Origin of the sequence: Streptomyces sp. NPDC007991 (assembly GCF_042958445.1) — a bacterium.
In the GTDB taxonomy this organism is placed as follows: domain Bacteria; phylum Actinomycetota; class Actinomycetes; order Streptomycetales; family Streptomycetaceae; genus Streptomyces.
Genome location: NZ_JBIBJD010000013.1, coordinates 242,271 through 257,961, shown reverse-complemented (window position 1 = coordinate 257,961; position 15,691 = coordinate 242,271). Strand labels below are relative to the sequence as shown.

15 protein-coding genes are annotated in these 15,691 nt (G+C 70.2%); 4 read left to right on the top strand and 11 right to left on the bottom strand.

Features of this window, described 5'->3' with window-relative positions; all coding sequences use genetic code 11:
• Positions 1-16 precede the first annotated feature (16 nt).
• From ACFZDA_RS33775 to ACFZDA_RS33750, 6 genes are read right to left on the bottom strand one after another with little or no spacing between them, the layout of a single operon-like run.
• Positions 17-1,444, bottom strand: coding sequence for an FAD-dependent oxidoreductase (locus tag ACFZDA_RS33775; protein WP_391088996.1), 1,428 nt, complete (start codon positions 1,442-1,444; stop codon positions 17-19).
• A gap of 18 nt (positions 1,445-1,462) precedes the next feature.
• On the bottom strand, positions 1,463-2,263 hold the full coding sequence (locus ACFZDA_RS33770; protein WP_391088994.1) for an ABC transporter permease subunit: 801 nt from the start codon (positions 2,261-2,263) through the stop codon (positions 1,463-1,465).
• A complete protein-coding gene (locus ACFZDA_RS33765) occupies positions 2,264-3,193 on the bottom strand; it encodes an ABC transporter permease subunit (RefSeq protein WP_391088992.1) in 930 nt (309 codons plus the stop codon).
• Complete coding sequence (locus ACFZDA_RS33760; protein ID WP_391088990.1) at positions 3,193-4,347, bottom strand: polyamine ABC transporter ATP-binding protein; 1,155 nt, start codon at positions 4,345-4,347, stop codon at positions 3,193-3,195. The genes ACFZDA_RS33765 and ACFZDA_RS33760 overlap by 1 nt, the downstream gene beginning before the upstream one ends.
• Positions 4,344-5,591 carry an extracellular solute-binding protein gene (locus tag ACFZDA_RS33755; RefSeq protein WP_391088988.1) on the bottom strand — a complete coding sequence of 416 codons (1,248 nt, stop codon included), beginning with the start codon at positions 5,589-5,591 and terminating at the stop codon, positions 4,344-4,346. Before ACFZDA_RS33755 ends, ACFZDA_RS33760 begins: the two co-directional genes overlap by 4 nt.
• A 55-nt stretch (positions 5,592-5,646) precedes the next feature.
• Positions 5,647-7,182: an aminobutyraldehyde dehydrogenase gene (locus tag ACFZDA_RS33750; protein ID WP_391088986.1), complete on the bottom strand. Its 1,536-nt coding sequence runs from the start codon at positions 7,180-7,182 to the stop codon at positions 5,647-5,649.
• A 200-nt stretch (positions 7,183-7,382) separates the two neighbouring features.
• On the opposite strand from ACFZDA_RS33750, the gene ACFZDA_RS33745 reads away from it, so the two are divergent.
• The gene (locus tag ACFZDA_RS33745) at positions 7,383-7,952 is read left to right on the top strand and encodes an NADAR domain-containing protein (protein WP_391088985.1); all 570 of its coding nucleotides are present in this window, start codon (positions 7,383-7,385) and stop codon (positions 7,950-7,952) included.
• A gap of 42 nt (positions 7,953-7,994) precedes the next feature.
• Here ACFZDA_RS33745 and ACFZDA_RS33740 read toward each other — a convergent pair whose 3' ends face one another.
• Together ACFZDA_RS33740 and ACFZDA_RS33735 are read right to left on the bottom strand one after the other, a co-directional pair.
• Positions 7,995-8,459 (bottom strand): DUF4190 domain-containing protein, encoded by a 465-nt coding sequence (locus ACFZDA_RS33740; RefSeq protein ID WP_391088983.1) that lies wholly within the window; start codon positions 8,457-8,459, stop codon positions 7,995-7,997.
• Positions 8,460-8,528: 69 nt separating this feature from the next.
• On the bottom strand, positions 8,529-9,143 hold the full coding sequence (locus ACFZDA_RS33735; RefSeq protein WP_391088981.1) for a DUF4190 domain-containing protein: 615 nt from the start codon (positions 9,141-9,143) through the stop codon (positions 8,529-8,531).
• 237 nt (positions 9,144-9,380) lie between these two features.
• Here ACFZDA_RS33735 and ACFZDA_RS33730 point away from each other — a divergent pair, with 237 nt between their 5' ends.
• Positions 9,381-10,442, top strand: a complete 1,062-nt coding sequence (locus tag ACFZDA_RS33730; RefSeq protein ID WP_391088979.1) for an adenosine deaminase — start codon at positions 9,381-9,383, stop codon at positions 10,440-10,442.
• 65 nt (positions 10,443-10,507) lie between these two features.
• On the top strand, positions 10,508-11,212 hold the full coding sequence (locus ACFZDA_RS33725) for a glycerophosphodiester phosphodiesterase family protein (RefSeq protein WP_391089096.1): 705 nt from the start codon (positions 10,508-10,510) through the stop codon (positions 11,210-11,212).
• Here ACFZDA_RS33725 and ACFZDA_RS33720 read toward each other — a convergent pair.
• The 3 genes from ACFZDA_RS33720 to ACFZDA_RS33710 all read right to left on the bottom strand — a co-directional run bounded on the left by ACFZDA_RS33720 (position 11,157) and on the right by ACFZDA_RS33710 (position 14,997).
• Positions 11,157-12,794, bottom strand: coding sequence for a sigma-70 family RNA polymerase sigma factor (locus tag ACFZDA_RS33720; RefSeq protein ID WP_391088978.1), 1,638 nt, complete (start codon positions 12,792-12,794; stop codon positions 11,157-11,159). The genes ACFZDA_RS33725 and ACFZDA_RS33720 overlap by 56 nt on opposite strands.
• Positions 12,795-12,921: 127 nt before the next feature.
• Positions 12,922-13,449, bottom strand: coding sequence for a hypothetical protein (locus ACFZDA_RS33715; protein WP_391088976.1), 528 nt, complete (start codon positions 13,447-13,449; stop codon positions 12,922-12,924).
• Positions 13,450-13,557: 108 nt separating this feature from the next.
• Positions 13,558-14,997: an aminobutyraldehyde dehydrogenase gene (locus tag ACFZDA_RS33710; protein WP_391088974.1), complete on the bottom strand. Its 1,440-nt coding sequence runs from the start codon at positions 14,995-14,997 to the stop codon at positions 13,558-13,560.
• 164 nt (positions 14,998-15,161) lie between these two features.
• On the opposite strand from ACFZDA_RS33710, the gene ACFZDA_RS33705 reads away from it, so the two are divergent.
• The gene (locus tag ACFZDA_RS33705) at positions 15,162-15,677 is read left to right on the top strand and encodes an Lrp/AsnC ligand binding domain-containing protein (protein WP_391088973.1); all 516 of its coding nucleotides are present in this window, start codon (positions 15,162-15,164) and stop codon (positions 15,675-15,677) included.
• Positions 15,678-15,691: the final 14 nt, after the last annotated feature.

Genomic DNA, 15,691 nt, shown 5'->3' with positions numbered 1-15,691 from the left:
GAGCACGTCGCCCGGTTCAGCTGTCGAAGCCCAGCCCCAGCCGGTCCATCGTGCGCAGCCACAGGTTGCGGCGGCCGCCCCGGGCGTCCGCGCGGGCCAGGGACCACTTGGTGAGGGCGATGCCCGTCCAGGCGAAGGGTTCCGGCGGGAACGGCAGCGGCTTCTTGCGGACCATCTGCAGCTCGGTGCGCTCCGTGCGCTCGCCCGCCAGCAGGTCCAGCATCACCTCGGCGCCGAAGCGCGTCGCCCCGACGCCCAGGCCCGTGTAGCCCGCCGCGTACGCGACCTTGCCCTGGTGCGCGGTGCCGAAGAACGCCGAGAAGCGGGAGCAGGTGTCGATCGCGCCGCCCCAGGCGTGGGTGAAGCGGACGCCCTCCAGTTGCGGGAAGCAGGTGAAGAAGTGCCCGGCGAGCTTGGCGTAGGTCTCGGGGCGGTCGTCGTACTCGGCGCGGACACGGCCCCCGTAGGGGTAGACCGCGTCGTAGCCGCCCCAGAGGATCCGGTTGTCGGCGGACAGGCGGAAGTAGTGGAACTGGTTGGCGCTGTCCCCGAGGCCCTGGCGGTTCTTCCAGCCGATCGAGGCCAGTCGGTCGGGGCTGAGCGGCTCGGTCATCAGGGCGTAGTCGTAGACCGGGACGGTGTACGAGCGGACCCGTCGGACCAGGTTCGGGAAGATGTTCGTGCCGAGGGCGACCTGGCGGGCGCGGACCCTGCCGTAGGGGGTGCGTACGGCCATGCCGGCGCCGTACGGCTTCAGGGTGAGGGCGGGGGTGTGCTCGTAGAAGCGGACGCCCAGCTCGGCGCAGGCCCGTTTCAGGCCCCAGGCGAGCTTCGCGGGGTGCAGCATGGCCACGCCCCGGCGGTCCCACAGGCCCGCCTGGAAGGTAGGTGAGTTCACCTGTTCCCGGACGGCCTCGGCGTCCAGGAACTCGATGTCCTCGGCGAGGCCCCGGCGGGCCGTCTCCTCGTGCCAGGCGCGTAGTTCCGCCGTCTGGTAGGGCTCGGTGGCGACGTCGATCTCGCCGGTGCGTTCGAAGTCGCAGCCGATGGAGTGCCGGGCGACCGCCGCCTCGATCGCGTCGAGGTTGCGGGCGCCCAGCTCCTGGAGCTTGTGGATCTCGTCGGGCCAGCGGGCGAGGCCGTTGGGCAGGCCGTGGGTGAGGGAGGCGGCGCAGAATCCGCCGTTGCGACCGGAGGCGGCCCAGCCCGCCTCGCGGCCCTCCACCAGCACCACGTCCCGGCGCGGGTCGCGTTCCTTGGCGATCAGGGCCGTCCACAGTCCGCTGTAGCCGCCGCCGACGACCAGCAGATCGCAGGTCTCGGAGGTGGTGAGGGCGGGTTCGGGGCGGGGCCTGCCGGGATCGTCCAGCCAGTACGGGAGGGGCTGGGCTTCGGAAAGCGAACGGATCCATTCGCTGCGCTGGTTCATGGCGCTCGGGGCCATGATGTCAACTCCCTACGGTCAGGCCTTTTGTCTGTTGCGGCGATTGCCGACGGCCATGGAGGCCAGGACGAGCAGGACGGCGACGACGAACATGGTCGTGCCGATGACATTGATCTGAACGGGCGTGCCGCGCTGCGCCGAGCCCCAGACGAACATGGGGAAGGTGACGGTCGACCCGGCGTTGAAGTTGGTGATGATGAAGTCGTCGAAGGAGAGGGCGAAGGCGAGCAGGGCGCCCGCCGCTATGCCCGGCGCCGCGATCGGCAGGGTGATCCGGACGAAGGTCTGGAACGGGCCCGCGTACAGGTCCCGCGCCGCCTCCTCCAGTTTTGGGTCCATCGACATCACGCGCGCCTTGACGGCCGTGACCACGAAACTCAGGCAGAACATGATGTGCGCGATGAGGATCGTCCAGAAGCCGAGCTGGGCGCCCATGTTGAGGAACAGGGTGAGCAGCGAGGCGGCCATGACGACCTCGGGCATCGCCATCGGCAGGAAGATCAGCGAGTTCACGGCGCCGCGGGCACGGAACCGGTAGCGGACCAGTGCGAAGGCGATGAGCGTGCCGAGGAGGGTGGCGCCGATCGTCGCCCAGAACGCGATCTGGAGGCTGACCGACAGTGAGCCGCACAGATCGGAGACGCCGCACGGGTCCTTCCAGGCGTCCAGGGAGAACTGCTGCCACTGGTAGTTGAAGCGCCCCTTCGGTTTGTTGAAGGAGAACACCGTGACGATGACGTTCGGCAGGAGCAGATAGCCGAGCGTGAGCAGTCCCGCGATGACGACGAGATTTCTTTTCAGCCAGTTGACGAGGGGCATTCAGACCAGATCCTCCGTGCCGGACCTGCGGATGTAGAGGGTGACCATGAGGAGGATGGCCGCCATGAGGATGAAGGAGAGTGCCGCGGCGGTCGGATAGTCGAGCACTCTGAGGAACTGCGTCTGGATGACGTTGCCGACCATGCGGGTGTCCGTGGAGCCGAGCAGGTCGGCGTTGACGTAGTCGCCGGCCGCCGGGATGAAGGTCAGCAGCGTGCCGGAGACGACACCCGGCATCGACAGCGGGAAGGTGACCTTGCGGAAGGTCGTCCAGGGCCGGGCGTACAGATCACCGGCGGCCTCGTGGAGCCGGCCGTCGATGCGCTCCAGCGAGGTGTAGAGCGGCAGGACCATGAACGGCAGGAAGTTGTACGTCAGTCCGCACACCACCGCGAGCGGCGTGGCCAGGACTCGGTCGCCGGCGGTCCAGCCGAGCCAGTCGGTCACGTCCAGGACGTGCAGCGTGTCGAGCGCGCCGACGAGCGGGCCGCCGTCCGCGAGGATCGTCTTCCAGGCCAGGGTGCGGATCAGGAAGCTGGTGAAGAACGGCGCGATCACCAGGATCATGATCAGGTTCCGCCAGCGGCCCGCCCGGAAGGCGATGAGATACGCGAGCGGGTAGCCGAGCAGAAGGCACAGGACCGTGGCGGTGCCCGCGTAGAGCACGGAGCGGACGAACTGCGGCCAGTACGCGGACAGTGCGTCCCAGTACGTGGCGACGTGCCAGGTGACCTTGTAGCCCTCCTCCAGCGATCCCGTCTGCACGGACGTGGAGGCCTGGTAGATCATCGGCAGGGCGAAGAAGACCAGCAGCCAGAGGATGCCGGGGAGCAGCAGCACGTACGGCGTCCAGCGGCCCCTGCGCTTTTGCGGCTTCGGCTCGGGCGCCTCGGGAGCGAGCGGGGGTGGTGCCTCGGTGAGAGTCGACATCAGGCCGCCTCTTCCACTCCGGCGTCGGCGTCCTGGGCGGCGTCCAGGCCGAAGGTGTGGGCCGGGTTCCAGTGCAGGACGACCTCCGCGCCGGGCACGAGCCGGGGGTCGCGGTCGATGTTCTGGGCGTAGACCTCGAAGTCCGGGCAGACCGGGCTGTCGACGACGTACTGCGTCGAGACGCCGATGAAGCTGGAGTCGGCGATCTTCCCGGTGATGCGGTTGCGGCCCTCGGGTATCTCGCCGGCGTCGTCCGCGTGGGTGAGGGAGATCTTCTCCGGGCGGACGCCGACCAGGACCTTGCCGCCGGTGGCCGCGGGGGCGGAGCAGCGCGCCTCGGGCAGGACGAGCTTGCCGCCGCCCGCCTTCAGCACGATCTCGCCGCCGCTCTTGGAGTCGACCTCGGCCTCGATGAAGTTGGAGGTGCCGAGGAAGTTGGCGACGAAGGTGGTGTCCGGGTGCTCGTAGAGGCCGGCCGGCGAGCCGAGCTGCTCGACGCGGCCCGCGTTCATCACGGCGACCGTGTCGGCCATGGTCATGGCCTCCTCCTGGTCGTGCGTGACGTGGATGAAGGTGATGCCGACCTCGGTCTGGATGCGCTTGAGTTCGAGCTGCATCTGGCGGCGCAGCTTGAGGTCGAGGGCGCCGAGCGGCTCGTCGAGGAGGAGCACCTTGGGGTGGTTGATCAGCGCGCGGGCCACGGCGACGCGCTGCTGCTGGCCGCCGGAGAGCTGGTGCGGCTTCTTGCGGGCCTGCTCGCCGAGCTGGACGAGGTCGAGCATCTCCTCGACCTGCTTCTTCACCGATCTCAGTCCGCGCCGGCGAAGGCCGAAGGCGACGTTCTCGAAGATGTCGAGGTGCGGGAAGAGGGCGTAGGACTGGAACACCGTGTTCACGGGCCGCTTGTACGGCGGGAGCGCGGTCACGTCCTGGCCGCCCAGCGACACGGTCCCGGCGGACGGTTCCTCCAGGCCGGCGATCATGCGCAGGGTGGTGGTCTTGCCGCAGCCGGAGGCGCCGAGCAGGGCGAAGAAGGAGCCCTGCGGCACGGTCAGGTCGAGCGGATGGACGGCGGTGAAGGCGCCGTAGGTCTTGGATATGCCCGTGAGGCGGACGTCGCCGGTGGGGTCTGTCTGGTTCGTCATGGTGGTCACGCCCCCGTCAGCTTCGCGAACTTCTCTTCGAACTCGGTCTCTTCCTTCGAGCTCAGCGAGCGGAAGGCGTGCGACTTGGCGGCCATGGCCTTGTCGGGGATGATCAGCGGGTTGTTCGCCGCGTCCTCGTCGATCTTCGCCAGTTCGGCCTTCACGCCGTCGACGGGGCACACGTAGTTGATGTACGCGGCGAGTTCGGCGGCCGGTTTCGGCTCGTAGTAGTAGTCGATGAGCCGCTCGGCGTTCGTCTTGTGACGGGCCTTGTTGGGGATCAGCAGGTTGTCGGTCGAGGTCATGTAGCCGCTGTCGGGGATGAGGAAGTCGATGTCGGGGCTGTCCGCCTTGAGCTGGACGACGTCGCCGGCCCAGGCGACGCAGGCCGCGAAGTCTCCGCTGGTCAGGTCCGAGGTGTAGTCGTTGCCGGTGAAGCGGCGGATCTGGCCCTTGTCGACGGCCTTCTGCAGCCGGGCGATCGCCGCGTCGTAGTCGTCGGCGGTGAAGTGCGCCGGGTCCTTGCCCATGTCGAGCAGCGTCATGCCGACGCTGTCGCGCATCTCCGACAGGAACCCGACCCTGCCTTTGAGCTTGGGGTTGTCCAGCAGGTCGGACAGCGACGTCACCTCGACGCCGTCGAGGGCCTTCTTGTTGTACGCGATGACGGTCGAGATGCCCTGCCAGACGTACGAGTAGGCGCGGCCCGGGTCCCAGTCGGGGCTGCGGAACTGGGCCGAGAGGTTGGCGTAGGCGTGCGGCAGGTTGGCCGGGTCGAGCTTCTGCACCCAGCCCAGGCGGATGAGGCGTCCGGCCAGCCAGTCGGTGAGGACGATCAGGTCCCGTCCGGTGTCCTGGCCCGCGGCGAGCTGCGGCTTGATCTTGCCGAAGAACTCGTTGTTGTCGTTGATGTCCTCGGTGTACTTGACCGTGATGCCGGTGCGTTTCGTGAACTGCTCCAACGTCGGATGGTGCTTGCCGCTGTCGTCGACGTCCATGTACTCGGTCCAGTTGGAGAAGCTCACGGTCTTCTCCTTGGCCGAGTGGTCCTCTGCGGAGACGCCGCCCTGCGACCGACCCGCCGCCGGGATGCCGCAGGCGCTCAGCGTCCCGATGCCGCCGGCCGCCAGCGCCCCGCCCGCGGAGGCGCGCAGCAGCGACCGCCGGGTGAGGGCGGCCCTGCCGTTGGTGAAACTGCGCCGCATGGCGGCCACTTGGGCCGGGGACAGGCGGTCGGGCTCGTACTGCTCCATGCGCGTGGTGCCCTTTCGGAGGGTGGACGGCCGTTGGTCAGGCGGCCTGATACGGCTAGCGATCCCCGAAGACGGTGCGGTGCCAGTCCTTCGCCGCTACCGCGGTGTTGTCGAACATGACGTGTTTGATCTGGGTGTACTCCTCGAACGAGTACGCGGACATGTCCTTGCCGTAGCCGGAGGACTTGTAGCCGCCGTGCGGCATCTCGCTGATGATCGGGATGTGGTCGTTGACCCACACACAGCCTGCCTTGATCTCACGCGTGGCCCGGTTCGCCCGGTACACGTCCCGGCTCCAGGCGGAGGCGGCCAGCCCGTACGGGGTGTCGTTGGCGAGCGCGATGCCCTCGTCGTCGGTGTCGAACGGCAGCACGACCAGGACCGGTCCGAAGATCTCGGACTGGACGACCTCGCTGTCCTGGGCGGCGTCGGCGATGAGGGTGGGCCGGTAGTAGGCGCCCTTGGCCAGCTCGCCCCCTGGTACCGCTCCGCCCGTCACCACGCGCGCGTAGGAACGCGCCCGGTCGACGAAACCGGCGACCCGGTCCCGCTGGACGTGCGAGATCAGCGGACCGAGGTCGGTGCCGGCGGCGAAGGGGTCACCGAGCCGGACGGTCTCCATGAGCGCCGCCGTCCGCTCCACGAAGGCGTCGTACAGCGGTCGCTGCACGTACGCGCGCGTGGCGGCCGTGCAGTCCTGCCCGGTGTTGATGAGCGCGCCGGCGACCGCGCCGTGGGCGGCGGCCTGAAGGTCGGCGTCGTCGAAGACCACGAAGGGCGCCTTGCCGCCGAGCTCCAGGTGGAGGCGCTTGACGGTGGCCGTGGCGATCTCGGCGACGCGCCGGCCGACGGCGGTGGAGCCGGTGAAGGAGGTCATGGCCACGCCGGGGTGGCCGACGAGGTGCTCACCGGCCTCCCCGCCGGTGCCGGTGACGATGTTGATCACGCCGTCCGGGATCCCGGCGTCCGTGGCGGCCTGGGCGAAGAGCAGCGAGGTCAGCGGGGTGAGCTCGGCGGGCTTGAGGACGATGGTGTTGCCCGCCGCGATCGCCGGCAGGACCTTCCAGGCGGCCATCTGGAGGGGGTAGTTCCAGGGCGCGACGGAGCCGACGACCCCGATGGGCTCGCGCCGGACGTACGAGGTGTGGTCCCCGGAGTACTCACCGGCGGACTGGCCCTGGAGCAGCCGCGCGGCACCGGCGAAGAAGGCGGTGTTGTCGATCGTTCCCGGGACGTCGAACTCCCGGCTCAGTTTCAGCGGCTTGCCGCACTGGAGGGACTCTGCACGGGCGAAGTCCTCGGCGCGGTCGGCCAGGACCGCGGCGAACCGGTGCAGGGCGTCGGAACGCTCGCCGGGCGTGGCCGCGGCCCAGGCCGGGAAGGCCTCGCGGGCGGCTGCGACGGCCCGGTCGACATCGGCCGTGCCCGCCAGGTCGTAACGGAGCACCTCCTCGCCCGACGCCGGGTCGACGACCGCGTGCGTGCGGCCGGAGGTGCCCCGGGTCAGGCGCCCGGCGATGTACTGCGCGCCCTGCGCGAAGCGCTCCTCGGCCGGGAATCGGTCCGCGGTGGCGTTGCCCGGGTTGTGCATGTCGCTCTCCTCCGTGTCCCCGTGGTGGGGCCGGCGTGGCTCAGGCTCGATTTGAGTGCCGATCCTGACAGAGGTATGGCATGCCAACAAGGGATTCCGTTGTTGATTTTTGGTTACGCGACGGAATCTGTCGACCAGGTGTCGAGTCCGCCGTGCCGGGACAGGACGGTGTGTCAGTGGTGCGTGCCAGACTCGGGTGCATGGAGAAGATCACGGGGGTGGTCCACTCCCGGGACGCCCTGCTCAGGGCGGTCCGCGCGGGGGCAAGGATCAGGTATCTGTACTTCTGGGGGCACCGGCCCCGGCCGGACGGCCGGATCGGGGCGAGCTGCCTGAGCCAGTGGTGGCCGGCACCGTTCACGGTGGACGGCGTGGAGTACGCGACGGCCGAGCACTGGATGATGGCGGGCAAGGCCCGGCTGTTCGAGGACGCGGCGGCGGAGCGTGCCGTGCTGGCCGCCGGGCATCCCGCCGAGGCGAAGAAGGCCGGGCGGCTGGTGCGCGGGTTCGACGAGGCGATATGGGAGCGGGAGCGGTTCCGGATCGTCGTGGAGGGCAGCGTCCACAAGTTCGGGGCGCATCCGGAGCTGAGGGAGTTTCTGCTGGCCACGGCTGATCGGGTGCTGGTCGAGGCGAGTCCGGTGGACCGCGTGTGGGGCATCGGGCTGGCCGCACAGGACGAGGCGGCGGCGGATCCGGAGCGGTGGCGGGGGCCGAACCTGCTGGGCTTCGCGCTGATGGAGGCGCGGGAGCGGCTGCGCCGGGCATGAGCGAGGGCCGGCCCAAGGACCGGCCCCCGTGACACAGCGGCTTCAGGCAGCCGCACCGATCCCGCCCATGATGCTGGCGAAGAGCAGGAAGCCCAGCAGCGGAAGGATCACGGTGGCGATGATGCCGCAGACCAGTCCGGCGGTCGCCGCGCCCTTGTTGGTGGCCTCGCCGCGGGTGGCCCTGCCCCGGCCGATGGCGCCGAAGATGATCGCCAGGATGCCCAGGATCACGCCGAAGAACCACAGCAGGAAGGTCAGGCTGCACACCACGCCGATGATGCCCAGCACCAGACCCGTGGTTCCCATGCCGTTGCTCGGCTGCGCGGGCATCGCGTAGCCGGGCGCCTGGGGGTAGCCCGCGGGGGGCGTGGCCGGGTAACCGGGGGTGCCCTGGGGGTAGCCGTAGCCAGGGCCGCCCTGCTGCGGATAGCCGTAGCCGGGGGGCGGCTGCTGGGGCGGCTGGGACGGCGGACCGAACCCACCGGGCGTGGGGTTGGTGTTGGACATGGACGATCTCCCCTCCGTTGTCAGACCAGGGAATCGTAATGGCCAAATCCGCCGCGTAGTACGGCTGTTTCAGCGGAGGGACGCGGCGGTGGCCACGGAGCCCTGGGCGCCGTAGTACGGATCGTCGTCGAAGTCGTCGCTGTTGATCGCGGCCGTGATGCCGACGGCGATCAGGACGATGATGGTGATGCCGAGGACGATCCCGATGATGCCCATGATCAGACCCGCCTGCGCCTGACCGTGGTTGGTGGCCACGCCGGCCTCGGCGCGCTTGCGGCCCTTGATGCCGAAGACGACGGCGAGGATGCCGGTGACCAGGGAGACCACGCCGTACAGGCAGAAGAGCGTGCAGGAGATGATGCCGAGCACCATCGCGGCGATGCCCATGCCGTTCTGAGGGGCCATGGGCATGCCCGGCCAGCCGTAACCCGACTGCGGATAGCCGGGGTAGCCGTATCCGCCGGGGGCGACGGGCGGGGGCGGGACAGCGCCGGAGTGGGAGGTGTCGGACTGGGGCGTGCCGGTGGGTGGGGTGAAACCCACGCCGGGCATCGAGGTGACCGTGGCCTGGTCGTGCACGGAGGGCGACGGCGGTGTCTGGTCCTTGTCGAGCGAGGTCTTGTTCTCCGGGGGCGCCCACGGGTCGTGGCCGCCGCCTCCGTCTGGTTGCGTCGCGTCCGTCATGGTGCATCCCCCCTGGGTCGATCGTGCCGCCATGCTACGGGGCCGTTCGGTGCGTGCCGAAGTGCGGGTGCGTGGAGGTTGTTCGGGCCCACGCGGCGCAGCCGCACATCGATACGGCCCCGCGCCCCCAGAGGGGCGCTGAACCACGGCCTACGATGAGTCCGAGTCATCCGATCAGCCGATCACCCGCGCCCGCCCGCCACGCGCCGGCCAGGGCGCCGTTCCGGGGAGGAACCCTTGACCGAGCATCTCGTCGACCCCCACGCCCCGCGCGACCTGAAGGCGTTCGTCGCCGGACTGCCCAAGGCCGAACTGCATGTGCACCACGTGGGCTCCGCCTCCCCCCGGATCGTGTCCGAGCTGGCCGCCCGCCACCCCGACTCGAAGGTCCCGGCCGATCCCGCCGCCCTGGTCGACTACTTCTCCTTCACCGACTTCGCCCACTTCATCGAGGTGTACCTGTCGGTCGTCGACCTGATCCGCACGCCGGAGGACGTCCGGCTGCTGACCTTCGAGGTGGCCCGTGACCTGGCCCGGCAGCAGGTGCGGTACGCCGAGCTGACCATCACCCCGTTCTCCTCCACCCGCCGCGGCATCGACGAGCGCGCCTTCATGGACGCGATCGAGGACGCCCGCAAGGCCGCGGAGGCCGATTTCGGGACCGTGCTGCGCTGGTGCTTCGACATCCCCGGCGAGGCGGGGCTCGAAGCCGCCGAGGAGACGACCCGGCTCGCCACCGACGACCGGCTGCGCCCCGAGGGCCTGGTCTCCTTCGGTCTGGGCGGGCCCGAAGTCGGCGTGCCGCGCCCGCAGTTCAAGCCGTACTTCGACCGGGCCATCGCCGCCGGGCTGCACTCCGTACCGCACGCCGGCGAGACCACCGGCCCCCAGACGGTGTGGGACGCCCTCACGCATCTGCGGGCCGAGCGCATCGGGCACGGGACCAGCTCCGCGCAGGACCCGAAGCTGCTCGCGCACCTCGCCGAGCACCGGATTCCGCTGGAGGTGTGCCCGACGTCCAACATCGCCACGCGCGCGGTCCGCACGCTCGACGAGCACCCGCTCAAGGAGTTCGCCGAGGCCGGGGTCCTCGTCACGATCAACTCCGACGACCCGCCGATGTTCGGCACCGACCTCGACAACGAGTACGCGGTCGCCGCCCGGCTGCTCGACCTCGACGAGCGGGGCCTGGCAGACCTGGCGAAGAACGCCGTGGAGGCGTCCTTCCTGGACGCGGCGGGCAAGGCCGGGATCAAGGAGGAGATCGACACGTACACCGCGGGATGGCTCGACCGGTGACGTCCACCCCCGAGAGCCCCCAGCCTCCCGAGCACCCCGGGTATCCCGCGCGGCGCGTGACCGCCGTGGCCCACCGGGGCGACCCCTACCGCCACCGCGAGAACACCGTCGCCTCGCTGCGTTCCGCGCTCGACCGGGGCGCGGACGCGGTGGAGATCGACGTACGGCTCACCCGGGACGGCGTGCCGGTGCTGCTGCACGACGACACGCTGAAGCGGCTCTGGGAGCACGAGCGGCCGGTGCTCGCGCTGTCCTGGGAGGAGGTGCGCGGGCTGACCGGCGGCGGGGTCCCGGCCCTCACGGAGGCGCTGGCCGCGACCGCCGGCCACCGGGTGATGATCGACCTGCCCGGCTCGCCCGACGTGCGCGCGGTGCGGCGGGTGACGGACGCCGTACGGGAGGCCGGGGCGGCGGACCGCGTCTACTACTGCGCGGGCGCCGACGCCATGCTCGCCGTGCGCGCGGCGGACCCGGCCGCCGAGATCGCCCTCACCTGGACGACGCTGGCCCCGCCCCGGCCCGTCCTGCTGGAGGCGATCCGCCCGCGCTGGCTCAACTACCGTTTCGGCCTGGTGGACCGGCCCCTCGCCGAGCGGGTCCACCGCGAGGGCTATCTGCTGTCCGTCTGGACGCCCGACACACGCCGCTCCATGCGGCGGCTGCTGCACGCCGGGGTGGACTCGATCACGACCAACCGCGTCGACGTGCTGTGCGCTACACGCGCGAGCGCTGCGGGACCGTCGCCGGATCGGCCGGGGTCGCCCGCGTGACGTACTGCGGCACCGGCGCGCTGTCCGTGCCGGTGTCGCGGACGAGGCCGTAGCGGATGGCGCCCTGCGCGGGGCCCGTGTTGACGTCCCTGTCCACGGCCGCCCAGCCGGAGGGGAAGACGGCGATGCCGTAGTCGCAGCCGCGTTCGTTCAGTGTGAGGGTGACGCTGCCGTCGACGTAGAAGTACTCGTTCTGCCACATCTGCTGGGTGCCGGGCGGCAGCACCGCGTATCCGATGTCCGGGCCGCCCATACCGGTGACGTAGCCGTTCGGAGCGCCGGGCAGCGGGTCGTCCATACGGCGCGAGCCGCCGGAGGCCACGTGGAACAGTTTGCCCTTCAGGCCGGTCCAGGTCGGCATGACCACCCCGCCGGGCCGGGAGTGCGGAGAGATCTGCCAGCGGACCAGGACATAGCCCCGGCCGCTCAGCGTCACGCTGTCGCCGCGGTGTTGCATGACGGCCCTCGGGCCGCCGGTGCTGGTGACGCCGGACTCGGGGCGGCGGGGCAGGGCGGCGGGCCGGGCGTCCGGGTCGGGGGCGCGGTCGACGGCGTCGACGACCGTGCCGTACAGGTCGGCCTTCTTCGTCGCCGTCGGGGAGGGCGTGGGGGTAGGGGTGGGCGTGGCGGAGGGCGGCGGTGCGGACGTGGCCGTCGCGGTGGGGGTGACCGGGGCCCGGGGAGGCGGGGCGTGAGGCGGCTGGGTGACGACGTACGCGCCGCCCGCCACGATCGTCGCCCCCGCGGTCATCGCGACGGCCGGCTTGGTGAGCGCGCCCAGCAGCTTGGCGGACCACCCGGCGGAGCCGGCGGCCACGGCCGTCTTGCCGCCGAAGGCGAGCGACAGGGTGAACCCGACGGGCAGCGGGACGAGCGCGATACCGACCAGGAGGCGTTCGGCCGGTACGACCCTCTCGCGCGGGTCGCCGCAGTAGCCGCAGCCGCGGATGTGCCGGGCCAGCCGCTTGCGCCACACCGAGTCGGGCCGGCCGTCCCAGCGGCCGGTCAGTTCGCGCAGGTCCGGGCAGGCGCCGTCCAGGGCGCGGACGATGCCGCGCGAGGTCTCCAGGCGCTCCTTCATCCGCTGCACGCGCACGGCGGCGTGCTGCCGGGTGATGCCGACGGCCGCGGCGAGTTCGCGCCGGGTGAGTTCACCCGCGACCTCCAGCCACCACAGCGACAGCAGGTGCCGGTCCTCGTCGTCGAGCCAGCGCACGGCCTCGGCGACCTCGCGTCGCTGCCCCTCCAACTGCAGGCGCAGCACGGTCAGTTCGGCGAAGTCGGAGGCCGCCGCCTCCTCCAGCCGCTCCGGCGTGCGGCGCCGGGCGCGGTCGCGTATCTGGCGCATGGCGATCGCCACGAGCCAGGACCGGAAGCTGTCCGGGTCGCGCAGCGAACCGAGGTTGCCGACCGCGCGCAGCATGGTCTCCTGGACGACGTCGTCGACGTCGGCGTGGCCGTTCAGGGCCCGGCCCACGATGTTGTAGACCAGCGGCAGCCAGCCCGCGACCAGCTCGTCCAGCGCCTGCCGGTCGCCGGACTGCGCCGCCGTGATCACGGCGTGCCAGTGCTGACTGTCCACGGTGGCCTCTCGCCGGCTGAGATCAGTACTTTTCCGCACGCACCCTCTCAGTCAGGACGGGGGTCTTGGCTATGTGGGGGATCACATGCGGGGAGACGGCGTGAAGGTTCTCGGGATAACAGTTTTCTCAGCCGCCCAGCACCGGGGCGGCGGCCGCCGGCGCGGTCAACGCCTCCAGTCGCTTGATCCGCTGCCGTATGACGTACAGCGGGATCACCCCGAGCACTCCGAAGGCCATGTCGATCACCGACCACCAGAAGGGGATCCCGCGCAGCGGTCCGCAGATCAGGGCGAGGGGGATGATCCCCGCGCAGGCGATCATCGCGAACTCGACGACCCAGATGTTGCGGACCGGGTCGCGGTAGGGCCCGTAGAAGGCGACCGCGATCACCAGGTGCGCGAAGGCCAGCCAGTCCGTGCCGTAGAGGAGGAAGGGGTAGTCGGCGTCGGCCTCGTCGAGCCCGGCCCGGACCCGCTCGATCCAGTCCGTCAGGCCGGGCAGGTAGTCGCCCGCGGACAGCGCGCGCAGCAGGTCCTCGGTCCAGCGCAGTTCGTGCACCAGGGGGAAGGCCGTGGCGCCACTGAGCACGAGGCACACGACGAAGAAGACCAACCACGCGCGAATGCCCTTCAGCAGGGCGGCTCTGTCGCTCATGACGGCACTCTACGCCTGTGTTGAACATGTTCAAAAACAGTTCCGCGCACAGACGAACGGCCCCGGGCGGCAGCAGCGCCCGGGGCCGTTCACGACCGAACGGAGTGGCTACGCGTCCAGCGACGTCATCACGTGCTTGATACGCGTGTAGTCGTCGAAGCCGTACGCCGACAGGTCCTTGCCGTAGCCGGACTTCTTGAAGCCGCCGTGCGGCATCTCGGCGACCAGCGGGATGTGGGTGTTGATCCAGACGCAGCCGAAGTCGAGCTTCTTGGACATCCGCATGGCGCGGCCGTGGTCCTTGGTCCACACGGAGGAGGCGAGCGCGTACTCGACGCCGTTGGCCCACTCCACCGCCTGGTCCTCGTCGCGGAAGGACTGCACGGTGATGACCGGGCCGAAGACCTCCTTCTGGATGATCTCGTCGTCCTGCTTGAGGCCCGAGACGACGGTCGGCGCGTAGAAGTAGCCCTTGTCGCCGACCCGCTTGCCGCCGGCCTCCACGCGCGCGTGCGCGGGCAGCCGCTCGATGAAGCCCTCGACCTGCCTGAGCTGGTTGGGGTTGTTGAGCGGACCGAACAGCACGTCCTCGTCGTCCGGCTGCCCGGTCTTCGTCTCGGACGCGGCCTTCGACAGCGCGGAGACGAACTCGTCGTGGATGGACTCGTGGACGAGGACGCGCGTGGCCGCCGTACAGTCCTGGCCGGCGTTGAAGTAGCCCGCGACCGAGATGTCCTCGACGGCCTTGGCGATGTCGGTGTCCTCGAAGACCACCACCGGCGCCTTGCCGCCCAGCTCCAGGTGGACGCGCTTGACGTCCTTGGCCGCGGACTCGGCGACCTGCATGCCGGCGCGTACCGAGCCGGTGATGGAGGCCATCGCCGGGATCTCGTGCTCGACCATCATGCGGCCGGTCTCGCGGTCGCCGCAGATGACGTTGAAGACGCCCTTCGGCAGGATCCCGCCGAGGATCTCCGCGATCAGCACCGTGGACGCCGGGGTGGTGTCGGACGGCTTCAGCACGACCGTGTTGCCCGCCGCGATCGCCGGGGCGAACTTCCACACGGCCATCATCATCGGGTAGTTCCACGGCGCGACCTGCGCGCAGACGCCGACCGGCTCCCGGCGGACGATGGAGGTCAGGCCCTCCATGTACTCACCGGCCGAGCGGCCCTCCAGCATCCGCGCCGCACCCGCGAAGAAGCGGATCTGGTCGACCATCGGCGGGATCTCCTCGGAGCGGGTCAGCCCGACCGGCTTGCCCGTGTTCTCCACCTCGGCCGCGATCAGTTCCTCGGCGCGCTCCTCGAAGGCGTCCGCGATCTTCAGCAGGGCCTTCTGACGCTCGGCGGGCGTGGTGTCGCGCCAGCCGGGGAAGGCCTCGGCGGCCGCCGCCATCGCGGCGTCCACGTCCGCCTGCCCGGACAGCGGAGCGGTCGCGTACGCCTCGCCCGTCGCGGGATTGACCACCTCGGTGGTCCGTCCGTCGGCGGCGTCCCGGAACTCACCGCCGATGTAGTTGCGCAGACGACGCAGCTCGGTGCTCACTGCCGGCCCTCCAGTTCGGATGTCCAGTACTTGAGACACCCACCCTAGTCGGCCGGTCCACGTTTTCAACACCCCCACTCCCTTCGATCGTGCGGAATCCGCAGATGCGAGCTACATAAACAACGGATTTCATCGATCAGACCTTGCGGAAGTGTCGATACCTCGTGCACAGTGACCCGGTGGCCAGTCGAAGCGCAGACCAGAAGGACTCCCGCGAGTCCAGGAGCGGCGGTCCCCAGCTGGACGCCGTCTCCCTCGCCATCATCGAGCAGCTCCAGGAGGACGGCCGCCGGCCCTACGCCGCCATCGGCAAGGCCGTGGGCCTGTCCGAGGCGGCCGTGCGCCAGCGCGTCCAGAAGCTGCTCGACCAGGGCGTGATGCAGATCGTCGCCGTCACGGACCCGCTCACCGTGGGCTTCCGCAGACAGGCGATGGTCGGCGTCAACGTCGAGGGCGACGTGGAGTCGGTGGCGGACGCGCTCGCGGCCATGTCCGAGTGCGAGTACGTGGTGATGACCGCGGGCTCCTTCGACCTGATGGTGGAGATCGTCTGCGAGGACGACGACCACTTCCTGGAGGTCATCAACAAACGCATCCGTGCCGTCCCCGGAGTGCGCTCCACCGAGAGCTTCGTCTACCTCAAGCTCAAGAAGCAGACCTACATGTGGGGAACCCGATAACCGTGAGGACCCGA